14 protein-coding genes and 1 tRNA gene are annotated in these 17,517 nt (G+C 70.7%); 4 read left to right on the top strand and 11 right to left on the bottom strand.

Annotated elements, in window-relative coordinates; genetic code table 11:
• Positions 1–92: 92 nt before the first annotated feature.
• Together ACZ6IM_RS26345 and ACZ6IM_RS26340 are read left to right on the top strand one after the other, a co-directional pair.
• A complete protein-coding gene (locus ACZ6IM_RS26345) occupies positions 93–1,451 on the top strand; it encodes a pyridoxal phosphate-dependent decarboxylase family protein (RefSeq protein WP_469559606.1) in 1,359 nt (452 codons plus the stop codon).
• The gene (locus ACZ6IM_RS26340) at positions 1,448–2,860 is read left to right on the top strand and encodes a lysine N(6)-hydroxylase/L-ornithine N(5)-oxygenase family protein (RefSeq protein WP_052841535.1); all 1,413 of its coding nucleotides are present in this window, start codon (positions 1,448–1,450) and stop codon (positions 2,858–2,860) included. The genes ACZ6IM_RS26345 and ACZ6IM_RS26340 overlap by 4 nt, the downstream gene beginning before the upstream one ends.
• A gap of 24 nt (positions 2,861–2,884) precedes the next feature.
• On the opposite strand, the gene ACZ6IM_RS26335 is transcribed toward ACZ6IM_RS26340, so the two are convergent.
• Positions 2,885–4,693 (bottom strand): bifunctional metallophosphatase/5'-nucleotidase, encoded by a 1,809-nt coding sequence (locus tag ACZ6IM_RS26335; RefSeq protein WP_052841536.1) that lies wholly within the window; start codon positions 4,691–4,693, stop codon positions 2,885–2,887.
• A 215-nt stretch (positions 4,694–4,908) separates the two neighbouring features.
• Here ACZ6IM_RS26335 and pyk point away from each other — a divergent pair, with 215 nt between their 5' ends.
• Positions 4,909–6,339, top strand: coding sequence for a pyruvate kinase (pyk, locus tag ACZ6IM_RS26330; protein WP_052841537.1), 1,431 nt, complete (start codon positions 4,909–4,911; stop codon positions 6,337–6,339).
• 49 nt (positions 6,340–6,388) lie between these two features.
• Here pyk and ACZ6IM_RS26325 read toward each other — a convergent pair.
• Positions 6,389–6,462: transfer RNA gene (locus tag ACZ6IM_RS26325), tRNA-Leu, on the bottom strand.
• Between the two features lie 101 nt (positions 6,463–6,563).
• Between ACZ6IM_RS26325 and ACZ6IM_RS26320 the strand changes: the two genes are divergently transcribed.
• Complete coding sequence (locus tag ACZ6IM_RS26320; protein WP_052841538.1) at positions 6,564–7,220, top strand: ANTAR domain-containing response regulator; 657 nt, start codon at positions 6,564–6,566, stop codon at positions 7,218–7,220.
• Positions 7,221–7,289: 69 nt separating this feature from the next.
• Here ACZ6IM_RS26320 and ACZ6IM_RS26315 read toward each other — a convergent pair whose 3' ends face one another.
• From ACZ6IM_RS26315 to ACZ6IM_RS26275, 9 genes are all read right to left on the bottom strand, one after another.
• Positions 7,290–8,006 (bottom strand): ABC transporter ATP-binding protein, encoded by a 717-nt coding sequence (locus ACZ6IM_RS26315; RefSeq protein WP_052841539.1) that lies wholly within the window; start codon positions 8,004–8,006, stop codon positions 7,290–7,292.
• Positions 8,003–8,926, bottom strand: coding sequence for an ABC transporter ATP-binding protein (locus ACZ6IM_RS26310; RefSeq protein WP_052841540.1), 924 nt, complete (start codon positions 8,924–8,926; stop codon positions 8,003–8,005). The genes ACZ6IM_RS26315 and ACZ6IM_RS26310 overlap by 4 nt, the downstream gene beginning before the upstream one ends.
• 5 nt (positions 8,927–8,931) lie before the next feature.
• Positions 8,932–10,758, bottom strand: coding sequence for a branched-chain amino acid ABC transporter permease (locus ACZ6IM_RS26305; RefSeq protein WP_052841541.1), 1,827 nt, complete (start codon positions 10,756–10,758; stop codon positions 8,932–8,934).
• Positions 10,759–10,763: 5 nt separating this feature from the next.
• The gene (locus ACZ6IM_RS26300) at positions 10,764–11,696 is read right to left on the bottom strand and encodes a branched-chain amino acid ABC transporter permease (RefSeq protein ID WP_052841542.1); all 933 of its coding nucleotides are present in this window, start codon (positions 11,694–11,696) and stop codon (positions 10,764–10,766) included.
• Between the two features lie 122 nt (positions 11,697–11,818).
• Entirely contained in the window at positions 11,819–13,057 is a 1,239-nt protein-coding gene (locus tag ACZ6IM_RS26295) for a branched-chain amino acid ABC transporter substrate-binding protein (RefSeq protein WP_052841543.1), read from the bottom strand.
• A 287-nt stretch (positions 13,058–13,344) separates the two neighbouring features.
• Positions 13,345–13,941 carry a Tat pathway signal sequence domain protein gene (locus ACZ6IM_RS26290; protein ID WP_469559597.1) on the bottom strand — a complete coding sequence of 199 codons (597 nt, stop codon included), beginning with the start codon at positions 13,939–13,941 and terminating at the stop codon, positions 13,345–13,347.
• A complete protein-coding gene (locus tag ACZ6IM_RS26285) occupies positions 13,938–14,357 on the bottom strand; it encodes a hypothetical protein (protein ID WP_052841545.1) in 420 nt (139 codons plus the stop codon). Before ACZ6IM_RS26285 ends, ACZ6IM_RS26290 begins: the two co-directional genes overlap by 4 nt.
• 94 nt (positions 14,358–14,451) lie before the next feature.
• Positions 14,452–14,940: a PaaI family thioesterase gene (locus ACZ6IM_RS26280; RefSeq protein ID WP_052841546.1), complete on the bottom strand. Its 489-nt coding sequence runs from the start codon at positions 14,938–14,940 to the stop codon at positions 14,452–14,454.
• A gap of 90 nt (positions 14,941–15,030) precedes the next feature.
• Positions 15,031–17,310 (bottom strand): FdhF/YdeP family oxidoreductase, encoded by a 2,280-nt coding sequence (locus tag ACZ6IM_RS26275; protein WP_052841547.1) that lies wholly within the window; start codon positions 17,308–17,310, stop codon positions 15,031–15,033.
• Positions 17,311–17,517: the final 207 nt, after the last annotated feature.

Below are 17,517 nucleotides of genomic sequence, written 5' to 3'. Positions count from 1 at the left end.
CCCTTTCGGGTTGTGATCACTGAGCTGTCCGGGCGTACCCGCCCGCCCGCGTGGAAGCTGGAACCCCAGCCCCCGTGCCCGGAGGACAGCTCATGGGCATGCCGCCCCTCGCCTCGGGCCCGCACGGCACCGACGCCCTGCGGGCCCTGCTCGACACCGTGCTCGACGCCCTGCGGGCCGGCACGGCCGCACGCGGCGGCCCGCTGCCCGCCGGCGGCCCCGGTGCCGTCGCCGCCCGGGTGGCGGACGCGGCCGGCGACATCCTGCCCGGCCGGGGCGACCCCGAGGCGCTCCGCGTCCTGGTCACCGCGCTCGCCGAGGGCGCCGCCGACCCCGCCCACCCGCTGTGCGCCGCCCACCTGCACACCCCGCCGCTCGCCGTCGCGGCCGCCGCCGACCTCGCCGCGAGCGTCCTCAACCCGTCCCTCGACTCCTGGGACCAGGCACCCGCCGCCTCCGCCCTGGAAGCCCTCGTCACCCGCGCTCTCGCCCGGGAGACCGGCGCCGCCGACGCCGTCGTCACCACCGGCGGCACCGAGTCCAACCAGCTCGCCGTCCTGCTCGCCCGCGAACGGCACGGCGCGGGCCTGCGGCTGGTCCACGGGGCGGGCGCCCACCACTCGCTGCCCCGCGCCGCCTGGCTGCTGGGGCTGCCCGAACCCGTCGTCGTACCCGCCCCGGCCGGCATCCTCGACCCCGCTGCCCTGGACGAGGCCCTCACCGACGTCCCCGGCCCGCACCTCGTCGCCGCCACCGCGGGCACCACCGACGCCGGTCTCATCGACCCGCTGCCCGAGATCGCCGCCCGCTGCGCCGCCCACGGAGCCCGCCTCCACGTCGACGCCGCCTACGGCGCCGGCCTCCTGTTCAGCGACCGGCACCGCGCCCGGCTCGCGGGACTGGAGGCCGCCGACACCGTCGCCCTGGACCTGCACAAGCTCGGCTGGCAGCCGATCCCCGCGGGACTGATCACCGTCACGGACGCCGACGACCTCGCCGCCCTCCACCACCGCGCCGACTACCTCAACGCCGACGACGACACCGAGGCCGGCCTCCCCGACCTCCTCGGACGCTCCCCGCGCACCAGCCGCCGCCCCGACGTCCTGAAGACCGCCGTCACCCTCAAGACCCTGGGCCGCGCAGGACTGGGCGCCCTCGTCGAAGCGGTCTGCTCCCTCGCCCAGGAGTTCGCCGGGCTGGTCGAGGCCCACCCCGGGTTCGACCTGCACGCACCGCCCACCATCAGCACGGTCCTGTTCCGGCCCGCGGGAGCGAGTGACGACGCCGTCGCCGCCGTACGCCGCGCGCTGCTCACCACCGGCCGCGCGGTCCTCGGCCGGGCCCGCGCCGACGGCCGGCTCTGGCTCAAGGCGACCCTCCTGAACCCGCACACCCGCCCAGACGACCTGGCAGCACTCCTGACGCTCGTGGAAGGACACGTCCCGCGATGAACACCCCGGCGCACCACACCCCCGACGCCCCCCGCGACCTCGTCGGCATCGGCATCGGCCCCTTCAACCTCTCCCTCGCGGCCCTCGCCGACCCGCTCACCGGCCTCGACGCCGTCTTCTACGACCAGCGCCCCGACTTCCGCTGGCACCCCGGTCTGCTCATCGACGGCGCACGCGTCCAGGTGCCCTTCCTCGCCGACCTGGTCACCCTCGTCGACCCGGCGAGCCCCTGGAGCTTCCTCAGCCACCTCAGGGCCAGAGAACGCCTCTTCCCGTTCTACTTCGCCGAACGCTTCCACATCGAGCGCGCCGAGTACGACGCCTACTGCCGCTGGGTCGCCGAGAACCTGCCCGCGCTCCGCTTCCACCACCAGGTCGACGCCGTCCGCTGGAACCCGGACCGCGATCTCTTCGAGGTCGACTACACCCAGCTCGACGCCGACGGGGAGGCCGAGGCCCTCGGCCGCACCCACACCAGGAACGTCGTCCTCGGCATCGGCACCGAACCGCACGTCCCCGACCCGCTCAGGCCCCTCGTCGAGGACCCCGCCGTCCCCGTCGTGCACGCCGCCGACTACCTCCGCCACCGCGACACGCTGCTGGCCGCCGGGCACGTCACCGTCATCGGCACCGGCCAGTCCGGCGCGGAGGTCTTCCTCGACCTGCTCCGCCACCGCCCCGCCGGCCGCGAGCGGCTGCACTGGCTGGGCCGCACCGAGGCCCTCGCGCCCATGGAGTACTCCAAGCTCGGCCTGGAGCACTTCACCCCCGACTACACCCGCTACTTCCACGGCCTGGCCGAACCGGTCCGCGACCGCCTCGTCGCAGCCCAGTGGCAGCTGCACAAGGGCATCGACGCCGACACCACCGCCGCCATCCACGACGAGCTGTACCGGCGCACCCTCGACGGCGGCTGGCCCGACACCACCCTCACCCCCGGCGTCCACGTCCGCACCGCCGGCCGCATCGCCGCCACCCAGGTCGAACTCCACCTGGAACACGGGCAGCAGAAGACCCGCTCCCGCCTCACCACCGACGCCGTCGTCCTCGCCACCGGCCACCGCGAACGCCCCCTGGGCCGCCTCCTCGCCGGTCTCGACCCCTACATGCGGCGCGACAACTCCGAACGCCCCCGCGTCGACGACCGCCACCGCCTCGTCCTCGACCCCTGTGTCACCGGCGCCGTCTACGTCCAGAACGCCGAGACGCACACCCACGGGGTCGGCACACCCGACCTGGGCCTCGCCGCCTGGCGCAGCGCGATCATCCTCAACGACCTCACCGGGCGGGAGCCGTACCCGCTGCCCGCCCGCACCGCCTTCACCACCTTCGGCCTGGAGGGCGGCCGGCCCCAGATCCCGTCCGCCCGCGACCGCCGGGCGCTCACCCCCCTGGTGGACGGAGTCTGAGGAGGCCGCCCCGTGCGGCGCCCGTCAGAACACCGGCGTGCCGTTCCGCGTCAGCGACCAGTCCACGGACGCGAAGTCCTTCGGGTCCAGCACCCCCTTCGCGGTCGCCCACTCCGCGATCCGGGTGCGGATCTCCGTCGACTCCGACCACAGCTCCTTGGCCGACGCCACGTGCGGGAAGGCGCCGCCGCCGTTGGCCCGGTAGTTGTTCACGGCCAGCACGAACTGCTGGGCGTCGTCCAGCGGAGTGCCGCCGTACGTGAGGTTCCTGATCCGCGAACCGGCCGCCTGCGCCACGTCGATCTCGTACTTCAGCCCCGACACGTAGTCGTAGTTGTAGTCCGGACGGCCGTTCGCGTTGGTCAGCTTGTCCACGTCCACCGGCGCACCGGCGGCCGTCCGCACGTAGTACTCCGCCGAGTACTCCAGGTACGCCCGCAGCTGCGCGCCCGTCAGCAGCTTCGCGACCAGCGTGTTGTCGTACACGTACAGGCTCGACAGGTCCCGGATCGTCACGTCGCCGGCCGGGATCTCGGAGGTCCGCGAGAAGGGCGACGCCTGCGCGAGCACCGGCAGCGAGGCGTACTCCGTGCCCGCCAGCGCCTCCTTGACCACGTCCTCCTGCACCTTGGTGATCAGGTCGATGATCGGCGCGTCCTTGTACCGCGCCTCGGCCGTCGTCAGCGTCTCGGTGGCGGTGCCGACGACCTGGTTGACGTACGCCACGACCTTCGCGTGCTCGTCCGCCAGCAGCCTCGTGATCCGCGGGTCGTCCTCGACCGCGTTGGAGTTGCGCAGCGACGCCTTCACCGACTCGACGTGCCAGCGGCCCCGCTCGAAGACCAGCTCGAAGTCGAACAGGGTGAGCCGCTCGGCGTAGCACAGCGGTTCCGACAGCACGACCGTCTTCCCGGTCTCCTCGTTGACGACCTTCAGTTCGGCGATCTCCTCGTGCGCGTGCCCGACCAGGATCGCGTCGATGCCCGGCACCTGCCGGGCCACGTTGGCCGCCGCGTTCTCGACGTGGGGGACCTGGTCGCCGTAGGAGGACGTGCCCGAGGAGCCCGAGTGGGCCGAGACGACCACCACGTCCGCGCCCATCGAGCGCAGCTTCGGCACCCACTTGGCCGCCTGCTCCTCCAGACCCGGGAAGGCCAGCTTTCCCTGCACGTACGCCTTGTCCCAGATCGCGATGCCCGGGTTGGTCAGCCCCAGCACCGCCACCTTCACCGGCGGCGCGCCCTTCACCCGGAAGGTCTTCATGAAGTACGGCGGGAAGGCGGGCTTCAGGGTCTTGGCGTCGACCGCGTTCGCGCCCAGCAGCGGGAAGTCGCACTGCTCCTCGAACCGGCGCAGCGTCTCGATGCCGTAGTTGAACTCGTGGTTGCCGAGCGCCACCGCGTCGTAGCCGATGGCGTTCATCGCCTGGGCCATCGGGTGCACCGGACCGCCCTCGGCGGTGATCGGGTCCACCTTCGCGTAGTAGTACGTCAGCGGGGTGCCCTGAATGGTGTCGCCCGCGTCCAGCAGCAGGGTGTTGTGGCGGCCCTTCTCCTCGCGGACCTGGTTCACCAGGGTGGAGATCCGGCCGAGGCCCTGGGCGTTGCCCGCCGTGTCCGTGTACTCGGCGTCCTTGAAGTAGTCCCAGTTGAAGACGTGACCGTGCAGGTCGGTGGTGCCGAGCACGGTGAGCGCGTACCGCTTGGGCTTCCGGCCGCCCCGGTGCGCGGGGGCCGCGGCCTCGGCCGCCGGAGCAGCCGCCGCACCGGCCAGGGCCACCCCCGCCCCCGTCACGGCGGACCTGCTCAGGAACGTGCGGCGGTTCAACGGCATGACTGACTCTCCTCGGTGGACCCGTGCAGACAGTGGCAACGCGCGTAGATTCTGTCCTGAACATGTCTTCTGTCAAGAGGCGCAGCCCCGTTCGAATGCTCATCAGAGCGGTCTGCCGCGCAATTCAACATTTGTCAATATCCCTTTACTCAAAGGTTGTTGAGTGGTCATGCGTGGCCAATTCGCTACCCGGCAGTAAGTCATAGGCTCGACCCATGCGCCGAGCAAAGATCGTCTGTACTCTTGGGCCCGCCACCGACTCGTACGACCAGATCAAGGACCTGGTCGACGCCGGTATGGACATCGCCCGCTTCAATTTCAGCCACGGCACCCACGCCGAACACGAAGAGCGCTACCGCCGGGTCCGCAAGGCGTCCGACGAGACGGGCCGCAGTGTCGGCGCCCTCGCCGACCTTCAGGGTCCGAAGATCCGCCTCGGCCACTTCGCTGAAGGTCCCGTACTCCTTGAACGCGGCGACGGCTTCACCATCACCGTCGAGGAGGGCGTCGAGGGCGACCGCCACACCTGCGGCACGACGTACGCGGGCCTCGCCGAGGACGTCACCCCCGGTGAGCGGGTCCTCGTCGACGACGGCAAGGTCTGCCTGGAGGTGACCGGCGTCGACGGACCGCGGGTGCGCACCAGGGTGATCGAGGGCGGCATGGTCTCCGACCACAAGGGCCTCAACCTGCCCGGCGTCGCGGTGTCCGTGCCCGCCCTGTCGAAGAAGGACGAGGACGACCTGCGCTGGGCGCTGCGCAGCGGCTTCGACGTCGTCGCGCTGTCCTTCGTGCGCAGCGGGCGGGACGTCCTCGACGTGCACCGCATCATGGACGAGGAGGGCCGCCGCCTGCCCGTCATCGCCAAGGTCGAGAAGCCGCAGGCCGTGGAGAACATCGAGGACATCGTCGCGGCCTTCGACGGGATCATGGTCGCCCGGGGCGACCTCGGCGTCGAGATGCCCCTGGAGCAGGTGCCGATCGTCCAGAAGCGCGCCATCAAGTTGGCCAAGCGCAACGCCAAGCCGGTCATCGTCGCCACCCAGATGCTTGACTCGATGATCGACAACGCCCGCCCGACCCGCGCGGAGGCCTCCGACGTCGCCAACGCGGTCATCGACGGCACCGACGCGGTGATGCTCTCCGGCGAGACCAGCGTGGGCAAGCACGCGACCGACACGGTGCGCACCATGGCCCGGATCGTCGAAGCGGCGGAGGAGGACATCCTGGCCAAGGGACTGCCCCCGCTGACCGAGCGCAACAAGCCCCGCACCCAGGGCGGTGCGGTCGCCCGCGCGGCGGCCGAGATGGGCGACTTCCTCGGCGCGAAGTTCCTGGTGGCCTTCACCCAGTCCGGCGACACCGTCCGCCGCCTGTCCCGCTACCGCTCGCCCATTCCGCTGCTCGCCTTCACCCCGGAACCGGCGACCCGCTCGCAACTGAGCCTGACCTGGGGCGTGGAGACCTTCCTCGGCCCGCACGTGGACTCCACGGACGCGATGGTCGACCAGGTGGACGAACTGCTCACCCGGTACGGGCGGTGCGAGAAGGGGGACACCGTGGTCATCACGGCCGGCTCTCCGCCGGGGGTGTCCGGCACGACGAACCTGGTGCGGGTGCACCACATCGGGGAGGACGACCGCTGAACGGGTGTCTCCGCGGCGGCTTCGGGATGCCTTCGAAACGAAGGTAAAGTGCCCCGGGTGGGACTCGAACCCACACTGAATGCCTTTTGAGGGCATCGTCTCTGCCGATTGGACTACCGGAGCCTCTTCGAACCGAAGGTCAGTGTAGCCCCTCGGTGACTCAAACATACAGGAGCTAGGTAGGCTCTTGTCAGCAGTACCCCTGCCCCGAACGAGGAGCCCACGTGACCGCCCCCGAGTCGCCCCAGCCCGTAGACGTGCCCGACGACGACCAGTCGCACGTGCCTCCGCTGACGACCCGCGTCGTCATCGCCGAGGACGAGGCGCTCATCCGGCTGGACCTCAAAGAGATGCTGGAGGAGGAGGGGTACTCCGTCGTCGGTGAGGCCGGTGACGGCGAGCAGGCCGTGGAGCTGGCCCGCGAGCACCGGCCCGACCTGGTGATCCTCGACGTCAAGATGCCCAAGCTCGACGGCATCTCCGCGGCCGAGAAGATCGCCGAGGAGTCCATCGCGCCGGTGCTGATGCTGACCGCCTTCTCGCAGCGCGACCTGGTGGAGCGGGCCCGGGACGCCGGAGCCATGGCGTACCTCGTGAAGCCGTTCAGCAAGAGCGACGTCGTGCCGGCGATCGAGATGGCCGTCTCGCGGTTCACGGAGCTGAAGGCGCTGGAGAAGGAGGTCGCCGACCTCAGCCAGCGCCTGGAGACCCGCAAGCTGGTGGACCGCGCCAAGTCGGTCCTCCAGACGCAGTACGGCCTGACCGAGCCGGCCGCCTTCCGCTGGATCCAGAAGACCTCCATGGACCGGCGGATGTCGATGCAGCAGGTGGCCGAGGCGGTCATCCAGGACGCCGAGGAGAAGAAGGCGTCCAAGGGCTGAGTCCTTCCACGTACGAGTGAGGCCCGCGCCCCCATACCGGGGGCGCGGGCCTCACTCGTACGGTGCGCGTCAGTCCTCGCCGAGGTAGGCCTTGCGGACCGACTCGTCGTGCAGCAGGTCCTGGCCGCTGCCGGACAGGACGATGTTGCCGACCTCCATGACGTGGCCGTGGTCCGCCAGGGACAGGGCGGCCTGGGCGTTCTGCTCGACGAGCAGGATCGTGGTGCCCTGGGACTTCAGCTCCGCGATCGTCGCCATGATCTTCTGCATCATGATCGGCGAGAGGCCCATGGAGGGCTCGTCGAGCATGAGCAGCTTGGGCTGGGACATCAGGGCACGGCCCATGGCGAGCATCTGCTGCTCACCGCCGGACAGGGTGCCCGCGGCCTGCTTGCGGCGCTCACCGAGGATCGGGAAGAGGTCGTAGGCGCGCCGGATGTCCTTCTCGATGCCCGCCCTGTCGCTGCGCAGGAAGGCGCCGAGACGCAGATTGTCCTCGATCGTCATGCGCGGGAAGATGTGCCGCCCCTCGGGCGAGTGGGCGAGCCCGAGCGAGACGATCTGGTGCGCGGGCACCTTCTTGAGCGACTTGCCGCCGAACTTGATCTGGCCGCCGACCGGCTTCAGCAGCCCCGACAGGGTGCGCAGCGTCGTGGTCTTGCCGGCGCCGTTGGTGCCGATGAGGGTGACCACCTCACCGGCGTCCACCGTGAAGGAGATGCCCTTGACGGCCTCGATCTTGCCGTAGGCGACGCGGAGGTCCTCGACCTCGAGCAGTGCGGTCATCGGTCGTTCTCCTTGCCGGCCGCGGTGTCCGTGGTGGTGTCCGCTCCCGATGCCTGCGCCGCCTCGGCGGCCTCCACCTCGGCCGCCTCCGTGGCGCCGGGGTCGTTCTCCAGGGGCTCGCCGAGGTAGGCGGCGACCACGCGTTCGTCGCCCTGCACCGTGGCGCTGTCGCCCTCGACGAGCTTCTCGCCCTGCACGAGCACGGCGACGCGGTCGCAGAGGTTGAAGATGAACCGCATGTCGTGCTCGATGACGAGGACGGCGATGCCCTGGTCGCGGATGGCGAAGACCAGTTCCTCAGTGGCCCGCGTCTCCTGCGGGTTCATGCCGGCCGTCGGCTCGTCCAGGAGCAGCAGCCCCGGCTCGCTGGCCAGCGCGCGGGCGATCTCCAGCTTGCGCTGCTCGCCGTAGGGCAGGTTGCGCGCGAGGTGGTCGGCCTTGGGCGCGAGGCCCACGAACTCCAGGAGTTCCATGGCGCGTTCCCGGGACGTCTGCTCCGCGCGGTGGAAGCCGGGACCGCGCAGCACGGCCGACCAGAAGCCCTCCTTGGTCCGCGTGTGCCGGCCGACCAGGACGTTCTCCAGCACCGTCATGTTGCCGAACAGCCGGATGTTCTGGAAGGTACGGGCGATGCCGGCGGCGGTCACCTTGAAGGACTTGGCCGGCAGGACCCGGCCCTTGTAGCGGACCTCGCCCTCGGTCGGGGTGTAGAGGCCGGTCAGGCAGTTGAAGAAGGTCGTCTTGCCGGCGCCGTTGGGGCCGATCAGGCCCACGATCTCGCCGCTGTCGACGGTGAGGTCGACGCCGTTGACGGCGGTCAGTCCGCCGAAGCGCATCGTGACACCGCGCGCGTCGAGGATGGTGGTGCCGGGGGCCGGGGAGCCCGGTGCGGTGTCCTTGGTGGTGGTGTCGGTGGTCATGGTGGTCAGGCCCCTGTCTTGCTCAGGGTGGTGGGCGCTTCGGCCTCTTCGTGGAATTCCAGCTTGCGGCGCCGGTTGGCGATGAGGCCTTCGGGACGGAAGCGCATGAGCAGGACGAGCGCGAGTCCGAAGGCGAAGAGCTGGTAGTCGCCGAGGAACTGGAGCTTGTTGGGGATCAGGAAGAGCAGCGAGGCGCCGATGAGCGGACCCGCGATGGTGCCCATGCCGCCGAGCACGACCGCGGCGAGCAGGAAGGCGGAGTTGGGCGGGGTGGTGCCCGCGAAGAGGTACTGCTCGGGCGTGACCGTGTAGGTCACGTGCGCCTGCACGGTGCCGGCCAGGCCCGCGAGGGTGGCGCCGACGGCGAACGCGATGAGCTTGACGCGGAAGCCGTTGATGCCCATCGCCAGAGCGGCGGTCTCGTCCTCGCGGATGGCGACCCAGGCGCGTCCGATGCGCGAGTCGCCGCTGCGCCGGAAGACGAGCACGACGACGGCCGTGATGATCAGCATCAGGAAGAAGTAGTTGGCGAACCGGCCGATCGTGAAGCCGCCGACGTCGTGCTGGACGCCGAGGTCCAGACCGAGGACCTTGAGGTCCGGGATGGACGAGACGCCGTTGGAGCCGTTGGTGAGGTCCGGTCCCGAGGTGCCGTCCAGGTTGTTGGCGGTGATGCGGAAGATCTCACCGAAGCCGAGCGTCACGATGGCGAGGTAGTCGCCGCGCAGCCGCAGGGTCGGGGCGCCGATGAGCACACCGAAGATCAGCGAGGCGAGGGCACCGACGATGACCGCGGCCCAGAACGGGAAGTGCACGTCGAACGGCGAGCTGGGCGAACCGGAGACCAGTGCGGCCGCGTAGGCGCCGACGCCGAGGAAGGCGACGTAACCGAGGTCGAGCAGGCCCGCGAGGCCGACGACGATGTTCAGGCCCAGGGCGACCGTGGCGAAGATGAGGATGTAGACGCCGAGGGTGGCGTACTGGTCGTCGGACTGCGTGAAGGGGAAGCAGGCCGCCGCGACGAACGCGCCGCACACGGTGATGTTCTGGTGCCGGGAGGTGATCTCGGTGGCCTGGGCGATCAGGCCGGCCCGGTGCACGGCGGCGAAGCCGAGTCCGGAGACGATCAGGAAGCCGACGAAGAGCTCGTCGTACTCGGTGCCGATGCCGTAGGTGAAGACGAGCAGGGCGATCGCGAGGACGGCGACGATGATCAGGATTTCGGCGTAGGACGGCAGGGCGCGCACGGGGCGGGGAGTGCCGGTGGCGAAGGCAGCCCTGACGGTCTGCCAGGTGTGGGAGGCGGTGTGCTTGAACTGCTCCCAGCCGGTGTCGTCGGGGTCGATCGGGTCGGGCTCGGGGCGCTCGAAGGGGAGTGCGAGCGAGCCGACGAGGGCGAGCAGGGTGGCGGCCGCGGCGACGTAACCGCCGGGCTCCAGGTTGACCAGGCCGCCGAGCTGGGCGCTGATCGCGACGATCGTGTACCAGGTGGTCGCGAAGGCGGCGAGTGCGGCGAACTTCAGCGCCGCGTCGGCGCCGGCGGGCACGAGCCAGCGCAGCCCCTTGACGCCGTACGAGGCGAGGCCGAACAGGGTGGTGAGGGCGCCGGCCACCAGCACCAGCACCTGGAGGCCGCCCGGGTAGCCGTAGACGGTGAGGTCGCCGGGGAACTCGGCGGTCCACGTCCAGGCCAGGAAGGTGGAGACGACGGTGAGGACGCCGCCGCCGGTGGCGAGAGCACGGCCGAGGGGCGCGGGTATGCCGATGAGGCCGGGGGTGTCGGCCGCGGCGGGGGCGCCGGCCGTCTTCGGAGCGGTGGTCTGTGTGGTCATCGGTGTCACGCCCTGTCCGCAACGCGTTCGCCGAGCAGGCCCTGTGGCCTGAACAGCAGCACGAGGATGAGGAGGATGAAGGCCCAGACGTCCGCCCAGGACTGGCTGCCGAGCTTGTCCAGGCCGGGCACGTCGGCGATGTAGGCGGTGGCCAGGGTTTCGGCGACACCGAGGACGACGCCGCCGATCATGGCGCCGTAGATGTTGCCGATGCCGCCGAGGACGGCGGCGGTGAAGGCCTTGAGACCGAGGATGAAGCCCATCCGGAAGTCGATGTCGCCGTACTTCAGGCCGTTGGCGACTCCGCCGACGGCGGCGAAGACGGCACCGAGGGCGAAGGCGACCACGATGATGCGGTCCGTGTTGACGCCCATCAGCTTGGCGGTGTCCGGGTCCTGCGCGGTGGCCTGCATGCCGCGTCCGGTGCGGGTGCGCATCACGAAGTAGGCGAGGATGGCCATGCTGACCGGGGCCGCGACGAGCAGGAAGATGTCGCCGGTCTGGATGGTGACGCTGCCGATGTGGAACGGCCCGCCCTCGATCTGCGGGAAGCTGATCTTCGACTTGGCGCCGGGGTACCAGGCCCACACCGCCTGCTGGAGGGCGAGGGAGAGGCCGATCGCGGTGATGAGGGGGGCGAGGCGGGGGGCTCCGCGCAACGGGCGATAGGCGAACCGTTCCGCGCCGACGGCCACGGTGACGGCGACCACCATCGCGCCGATGAGCATGAGGGGAAGGGCGATCAGCATGGAGGTGCCGTCGGGCAGGATGTACAGGTAGACCGTGAGCGCGCCGAAGGCGCCGGTCATGAAGATCTCGCCGTGGGCGAAGTTGATGAGCTGGACGATGCCATAGACCATCGTGTAGCCGATGGCGACCAGCCCGTACATGGATCCCAGTAGCAGGCCGTTGACCAGCTGCTGCGGCAGTTCGTTCACCGCATGTCCTCCGAGACGTTCGGAAATTTCGACGGATGTGGCCGGATGCGAGTCCGCGCGGGGCGCCTGTGGAACAGCGCCCCGCGCGGCTCGTGATCACGTGATCAGTGATGCGGAGGTGGTCAGCCGGTGTAGGTGCCGGACTTCACCGACGCCCAGGCACCGTCCTTGACGGCGTACACGGTGAGCTGCTTGTTCGTCGCGTCACCGAACTCGTCGAAGGAGACCTTTCCGGTCACACCGTCGAAGGAGACGTTCTGCATGGCCTCGGTGACCTTGGCGCGGGCGTCGTCGGGAAGCTTCCCGTCGTTGTCCTCGACGACCTTCTTGACGGCCTCGATGATCGCCCAGGCGGAGTCGTAGGAGTAGCCGCCGTACGCCTCGTAGGCCTCCTTGTAGCCGGCGGCCTTGTAGTTGGCGACGAACTCCTTGGCGGAGGGCAGCTCCTCGACCGGGGCGCCGACGGAGGTCGCGAGGTCGCCGGTGCCGCTGGCGCCGGCGAGCTTGATGAAGTCGGCGCTGTAGATGCCGTCACCGCCGACCACCGGGATCTTGGCACCGGCGGCCTTGATCTGCTTGCTGAGCGGGCCGGCCTGCGGGTATTCGCCGCCGTAGTAGACGACGTCGGCGCCGGAGTTCTTGACCTTGGTGGCGACCGCGTTGAAGTCCTTGGTGTCCGGGTTGATGTGCTCGGTGCCCGCGACCTGGCCGCCGAGCTTCTTGAACTCCTCGGTGAAGGTGGCGGCCAGACCGGCGCCGTAGGTCTTCTTGTCGTCGATGACGAAGACCTTCTTCTTCTTGGCGTCGTTGTAGACGTACTGCGCGGCGAACGGGCCCTGGACGGCGTCCGTGGTCGCGGTGCGGAAGTACGACTTGTAGGGCCGGACCTTCTCCTTCTGCCAGTCCACGCCCTGGGTGAGGGCGGGGTTGGTGTTGGCCGGGGAGACCTCGACCAGCTTGGCCGTGTCGAAGACCTTCTGCATGGACTCGCCGACCGAGGAGTTCAGCGGGCCGACGACACCGAGGACGTCGTCGTCGGCGACGAGCTTGGTGGCGTTCTGCTGACCCACGGAGGGCTGGCCCTGGTCGTCGAGGGCCTCGACCTTGAAGGTGATGCCGTCGACGGTCTTGTCCTTGTTGGCCGTCTTGGCCGCGAGGTCCACCGAGTTCTTGATGCCGAGGCCCAGCGCGGACAGGTCGCCGGTCAGCGGGGCGTCGACACCGATGACGACGGTGGTGCCACCGCCGCCGCCGTTGCCGGAGTCCGACCCGCCGTCGTCGTCGCGCGAGCCGCAGGCGGTGAGGGTGAGCGCTCCCGCCGCCAGAGCGGCGGTGATGGCGATGAGCGAACGTTGACGCACGATCAGTCCTTTCCCTGGCACAGCCGCCTCCCCGTGGAAACGGCCGAGTCGAGCGCTGGACCGAGATGACTATCGGACGGCGCGGTGACTGGCCGTGACTCTAAGCGTGTGTGGGGAAGGTGGAGGAGGGTCTGAGTGAGGCTGTGACTCTCTTGTTATGACATCGGGTATTGCAGAGCGGTACTCGCTGGGAAGAAGGGCTGAATTCAGGCCGATTCGCCCTGTCCGCATGCTGAGAACTCGCAGGACCGGCGGCCCGAGTTCAGGCGTCTCGGGCGTTTTGGTAGTTACCTTGAATCGTTGCCACAGGCGACCTCAAGGGCCTGGGAGAGGTCCCGCGCATAGCGTGTCCCCAGGATGAAACTGTGGGCTTCTATTGCGCGCGCATTACGCAGTGTTACATCCAGGAAAGGGAGTCCGGGATTCCGGGGCGCTTTTTCACATTCCGTCACCCGTAGCGTGACAATGATCTTGCGGGTGGAATGCGAATTTGTCTGGAAAGGTGCCGCGGGGGAGGACGTCACCGACAGGCCGTCGTAGGGCTGGGTCAGCCGCGTCACGGTGACGGGCGGTCCCGACCGCACGGTCAGCAGCACCGTGAAGCGGTAGCCCCCGGCCGCGTCCCCGGGCGAGCCGGCCGCGGGCGCCAGGTAGACGAGGTCGACCGCCTGGGAGGGGTAGGGCGGAGGGGGAGCGGGCCGCGGCTGCGGACGGCTCGCGTACAGGTAGCCGCCGCCCGCCAGGACGACGAGGGCGGCGCCGGAGGCGAGGACGGTGCGGCGGTGGCGTTCGTAGCGCAGGGCGAGGCGTCCGCGCGGCCGGGGCGGCGGTGCCTCCTGGACCCGGGTGTCCTCACCCGGCTCGACGGGCCCGACGCCGCTCATGACTGCCAGGGGCCGCGACTGGGACCGCCGTCGCGGTAGCTCTCGGCGCACGCCCGGTGCGTCCGGCGGTCGATCAACTCGTCGGCGGCTCGGGCGCCTCGGGCGCGTTTCGCGGTCCGTGCCGCGTCCACGACCTGCCGCAGGATGCCGTACTGCCGGTTGGACAGTCCCATCGACTGATAGTCGCCGTAGGGCTCGCCGCCGTCCAGCATCTCGCGCGCCCAGTACCCGACGGCGCGCACGCACAACTCCGCGGCGGACAGGGGCCGCTGGGACGGGGACGACGGGGACGCACGGTGCGCGGCACCGGCGGAACCGCCCGCTCCGTCACCGGAACCGGCGCAGCCGACGACCACGACCGCCGTCACCAGCGTCAGCGCCGCCCGTCCCCGCCGGAGTGCCCCTCCCCGTCGCATGCCCCGACGCCAGGACCCGGGAGGACCGCAGGCAATGCCGCGGCCACGGGTGCCGCGGACCGGCACGGCAGCGGGGAGCTTCCGGCGCGGGCCCTCAGCCCGCCGTGCCTGCCGGGGCTCCGTCGCCGGGGTTCACGTCCCGCAGCAGGCAGGTCAGCCGGGCCGTGCACACCCGGCGGTCCTGCTCGTCGCTGATCACGACCTCGTACGTCGCCGTCGACCGGCCCCGGTGCACCGGCGTGGCCACCCCGGTGACCAGGCCGGAGCGGGCCCCGCGGTGGTGGGTGCAGTTCAGGTCGACGCCGACGGCGATCTTGGAGGCGCCGCCGTGCAGCATCGAGCCGACCGACCCGAGCGTCTCGGCGAGCACCGCGGAGGCGCCGCCGTGCAGCAGCCCGTACGGCTGGGTGTTGCCCTCCACCGGCATCGTGCCGACGACCCGGTCCGCCGACGCCTCGACGATCTGGACGCCCATGCGCGTCCCCAGGTGCCCGGCGGAGAACAGCGCGGGCAGGTCGACGCCGAGCGCGGCGTACTCGTCGATGACCTCCTGCGGGAACTGCACCTGCTGCTGCTCGCCCATGGGCCGGCTCCGTTTCGTCGATCCGTCTGTGCCCGCCGGCCGGTCGCCAGGGGCCGGCCGGTCGGCCGCTTCACTTGGCTGAGCAAACGCTCAGTCGGTCGCCGATTGTTCCAGACGGACGACCACGGACTTGCTGGCCGGGGTGTTGCTGGTGTCCGCGGTGGCGTCCAGCGGCACCAGGACGTTGGTCTCCGGGTAGTACGCCGCCGCGCAGCCCCGGGCCGTCGGGTAGTGCACGACGCGGAAACCGGGCGCCCGCCGCTCCACCCCGTCCCGCCACTCGCTGACCAGGTCGACGTACGAGCCGTCCGCGACGTCCAGCGTCCGGGCGTCCTCCGGGTTGACCAGGACGACGCGGCGGCCGTTCCTGATCCCCCGGTAGCGGTCGTCCAGGCCGTAGATCGTGGTGTTGTACTGGTCGTGCGAGCGCAGCGTCTGGAGCAGCAGCCGCCCCTCGGGCAGCTCCGGGAACTCGACCGGCGCGGCGGTGAAGTTGGCCTTCCCGGTGGCCGTCGGGAAGCGGCGCTCGTCGCGCGGGGCGTGCGGCAGCGCGAAGCCCCCGGGATGCGCCACGCGCGCGTTGAAGTCCTCGAAGCCCGGCACGACCCGCCCGATGCGGTCACGGATCGCCGCGTAGTCCTTCTCGAACTCCTCCCACGGCGTGCGGCTCTCCTCGCCCAGCACTCGGCGCGCCAGCCGGCACACGATCGCGGGCTCGGACAGCAGCTGCCGGCTCGCGGGCTCCAGGCGTCCGCGCGAGGCGTGCACCATGCCCATGGAGTCCTCGACGGTCACGAACTGCTCGCCGCCGCCCTGGAGATCCCGCTCCGTGCGGCCCAGCGTCGGCAGGATCAGCGCCCGCGCGCCCGTGACCGCGTGCGAGCGGTTCAGCTTCGTCGACACGTGCACGGTGAGCCGGGCGCGGCGCATGGCCGCCTCGGTGACCTCCGTGTCGGGGGACGCGGAGACGAAGTTGCCGCCCATGGCGAAGAAGACCTTCGCGTCGCCGTCGCGCAGCGCGCGGATGGCCCGTACGACGTCGTAGCCGTGCTCGCGCGGCGGGGCGAAGCCGAACTCCTTCTCCAGGGCGTCCAGGAAGGCGGGCGCGGGCCGCTCGAAGATGCCCATGGTGCGGTCGCCCTGCACGTTGGAATGGCCGCGCACCGGACAGACGCCGGCGCCCGGGCGGCCGATGTTGCCGCGCAGCAGCAGGAAGTTGACGACCTCGCGGATCGTGGGCACCGAGTGCTTGTGCTGGGTCAGGCCCATCGCCCAGCACACGATGGTGCGCTCGGAGGCGAGCACCATGCGCAGCGCCGCCTCGATCTCCGCGCGCGTGAGACCCGTCGCCGCGAGCGTCTCGTCCCAGTCGGCGGCGCGGGCGGCCGCGGCGAACTCCTCGTAGCCGTGCGTGTGTTCCTCGACGAAGGCCTCGTCGACCGCGCCCTCGGTCTCCAGGATCAGCTTGTTGAGGAGCCGGAACAGCGCCTGGTCGCCGCCGAGGCGGATCTGCAGGAACAGGTCGGTGAGGGAGGCGCCCGCGGTCAGCCCCTTGGGGGTCTGCGGGTTCTTGAAGCGCTCCAGACCCGCCTCGGGCAGCGGATTGACGCTGATGATCCGCGCGCCGTTCGCCTTGGCCTTCTCCAGCGCCGAGAGCATCCGCGGGTGGTTGGTGCCCGGGTTCTGGCCCGCCACGATGATCAGGTCGGACCGGTACAGGTCCTCCAGCAGGACGCTGCCCTTGCCGACGCCGATGGTCTCCGACAGGGCCGAGCCGGACGACTCGTGGCACATGTTGGAGCAGTCCGGCAGGTTGTTGGTGCCCAGCTCGCGAGCGAAGAGCTGGTAGAGGAACGCCGCCTCGTTGCTGGTGCGTCCCGAGGTGTAGAAGACCGCCTCGTCGGGCGAGTCCAGCGCGGCGATCTCCTCCGCGACGATGTCGAAGGCGCGCTCCCAGGTGACCGGCTCGTAGTGCTCGCCGCCCTCCGGGAGGTACACCGGGTGCGTCAGCCGGCCCTGCTGGCCCAGCCAGTAGCCGCTGCGGCCGGCGAGGTCGGCCACGGAGTGCGCGGCGAAGAACTCCGGGGTGACGCGGCGCAGGGTGGCCTCCTCGGCCACGGCCTTCGCGCCGTTCTCACAGAACTCCGCCTTGTGCCGGTGGTCGCCCTCCGGCCAGGCGCAGCCCGGGCAGTCGAAGCCGTCCTTCTGATTGACGCTCAGCAGCGTCAGCGCCGTCCGTCGCACGCCCATCTGCCGCTGCGCGACCCGCAGGGTGTGGCCGATGGCCGGGATGCCCGCCGCCGCGTGCTGGGGCTCCGAGACCCGCGGCGCGTCCTGAACCGGATCACCCTTGGGCGGCTTGGTCGCCATCGCGCGCTCCTTCGCTTACGCGTTGTGAAGTACGTCTCCGATCCTCGCACGCCGCTGTGACGGCGAGGCCGCTCGGGGCGGGGCAAGTCCGGCAGGCAGTGGTCGCGCCGCCAAAACGAGGGCGGCTACTGGCGCCGGGCGAGAGCCACGCCCTGGAGAGCGCGGGGCGCTGCTCGATGTGCGGCTTCGGCGCGTGGGCGCGACCAG

The organism is Streptomyces sp. NPDC042336 (assembly GCF_055581985.1).
The sequence above is the reverse complement of the archived record's forward strand: the minus strand, read 5'-3'. Positions and strand labels throughout refer to the sequence as shown.

What these genes read in the sequence shown, in the direction of transcription:
- ACZ6IM_RS26315 (WP_052841539.1), bottom strand. Translation starts at nt 8,006, where the DNA reads ATGACCGCACTGCTCGAGGTCGAGGACCTCCGCGTCGCCTACGGCAAG.
- ACZ6IM_RS26310 (WP_052841540.1), bottom strand. Translation starts at nt 8,926, where the DNA reads ATGACCACCGACACCACCACCAAGGACACCGCACCGGGCTCCCCGGCC.
- ACZ6IM_RS26305 (WP_052841541.1), bottom strand. Translation starts at nt 10,758, where the DNA reads ATGACCACACAGACCACCGCTCCGAAGACGGCCGGCGCCCCCGCCGCG.
- ACZ6IM_RS26285 (WP_052841545.1), bottom strand. Translation starts at nt 14,357, where the DNA reads ATGCGACGGGGAGGGGCACTCCGGCGGGGACGGGCGGCGCTGACGCTG.
- ACZ6IM_RS26280 (WP_052841546.1), bottom strand. Translation starts at nt 14,940, where the DNA reads ATGGGCGAGCAGCAGCAGGTGCAGTTCCCGCAGGAGGTCATCGACGAG.
- ACZ6IM_RS26290 (WP_469559597.1), bottom strand. Translation starts at nt 13,941, where the DNA reads ATGAGCGGCGTCGGGCCCGTCGAGCCGGGTGAGGACACCCGGGTCCAG.
- pyk (WP_052841537.1), top strand. Translation starts at nt 4,909, where the DNA reads ATGCGCCGAGCAAAGATCGTCTGTACTCTTGGGCCCGCCACCGACTCG.
- ACZ6IM_RS26345 (WP_469559606.1), top strand. Translation starts at nt 93, where the DNA reads ATGGGCATGCCGCCCCTCGCCTCGGGCCCGCACGGCACCGACGCCCTG.
- ACZ6IM_RS26335 (WP_052841536.1), bottom strand. Translation starts at nt 4,693, where the DNA reads ATGCCGTTGAACCGCCGCACGTTCCTGAGCAGGTCCGCCGTGACGGGG.
- ACZ6IM_RS26275 (WP_052841547.1), bottom strand. Translation starts at nt 17,310, where the DNA reads ATGGCGACCAAGCCGCCCAAGGGTGATCCGGTTCAGGACGCGCCGCGG.
- ACZ6IM_RS26340 (WP_052841535.1), top strand. Translation starts at nt 1,448, where the DNA reads ATGAACACCCCGGCGCACCACACCCCCGACGCCCCCCGCGACCTCGTC.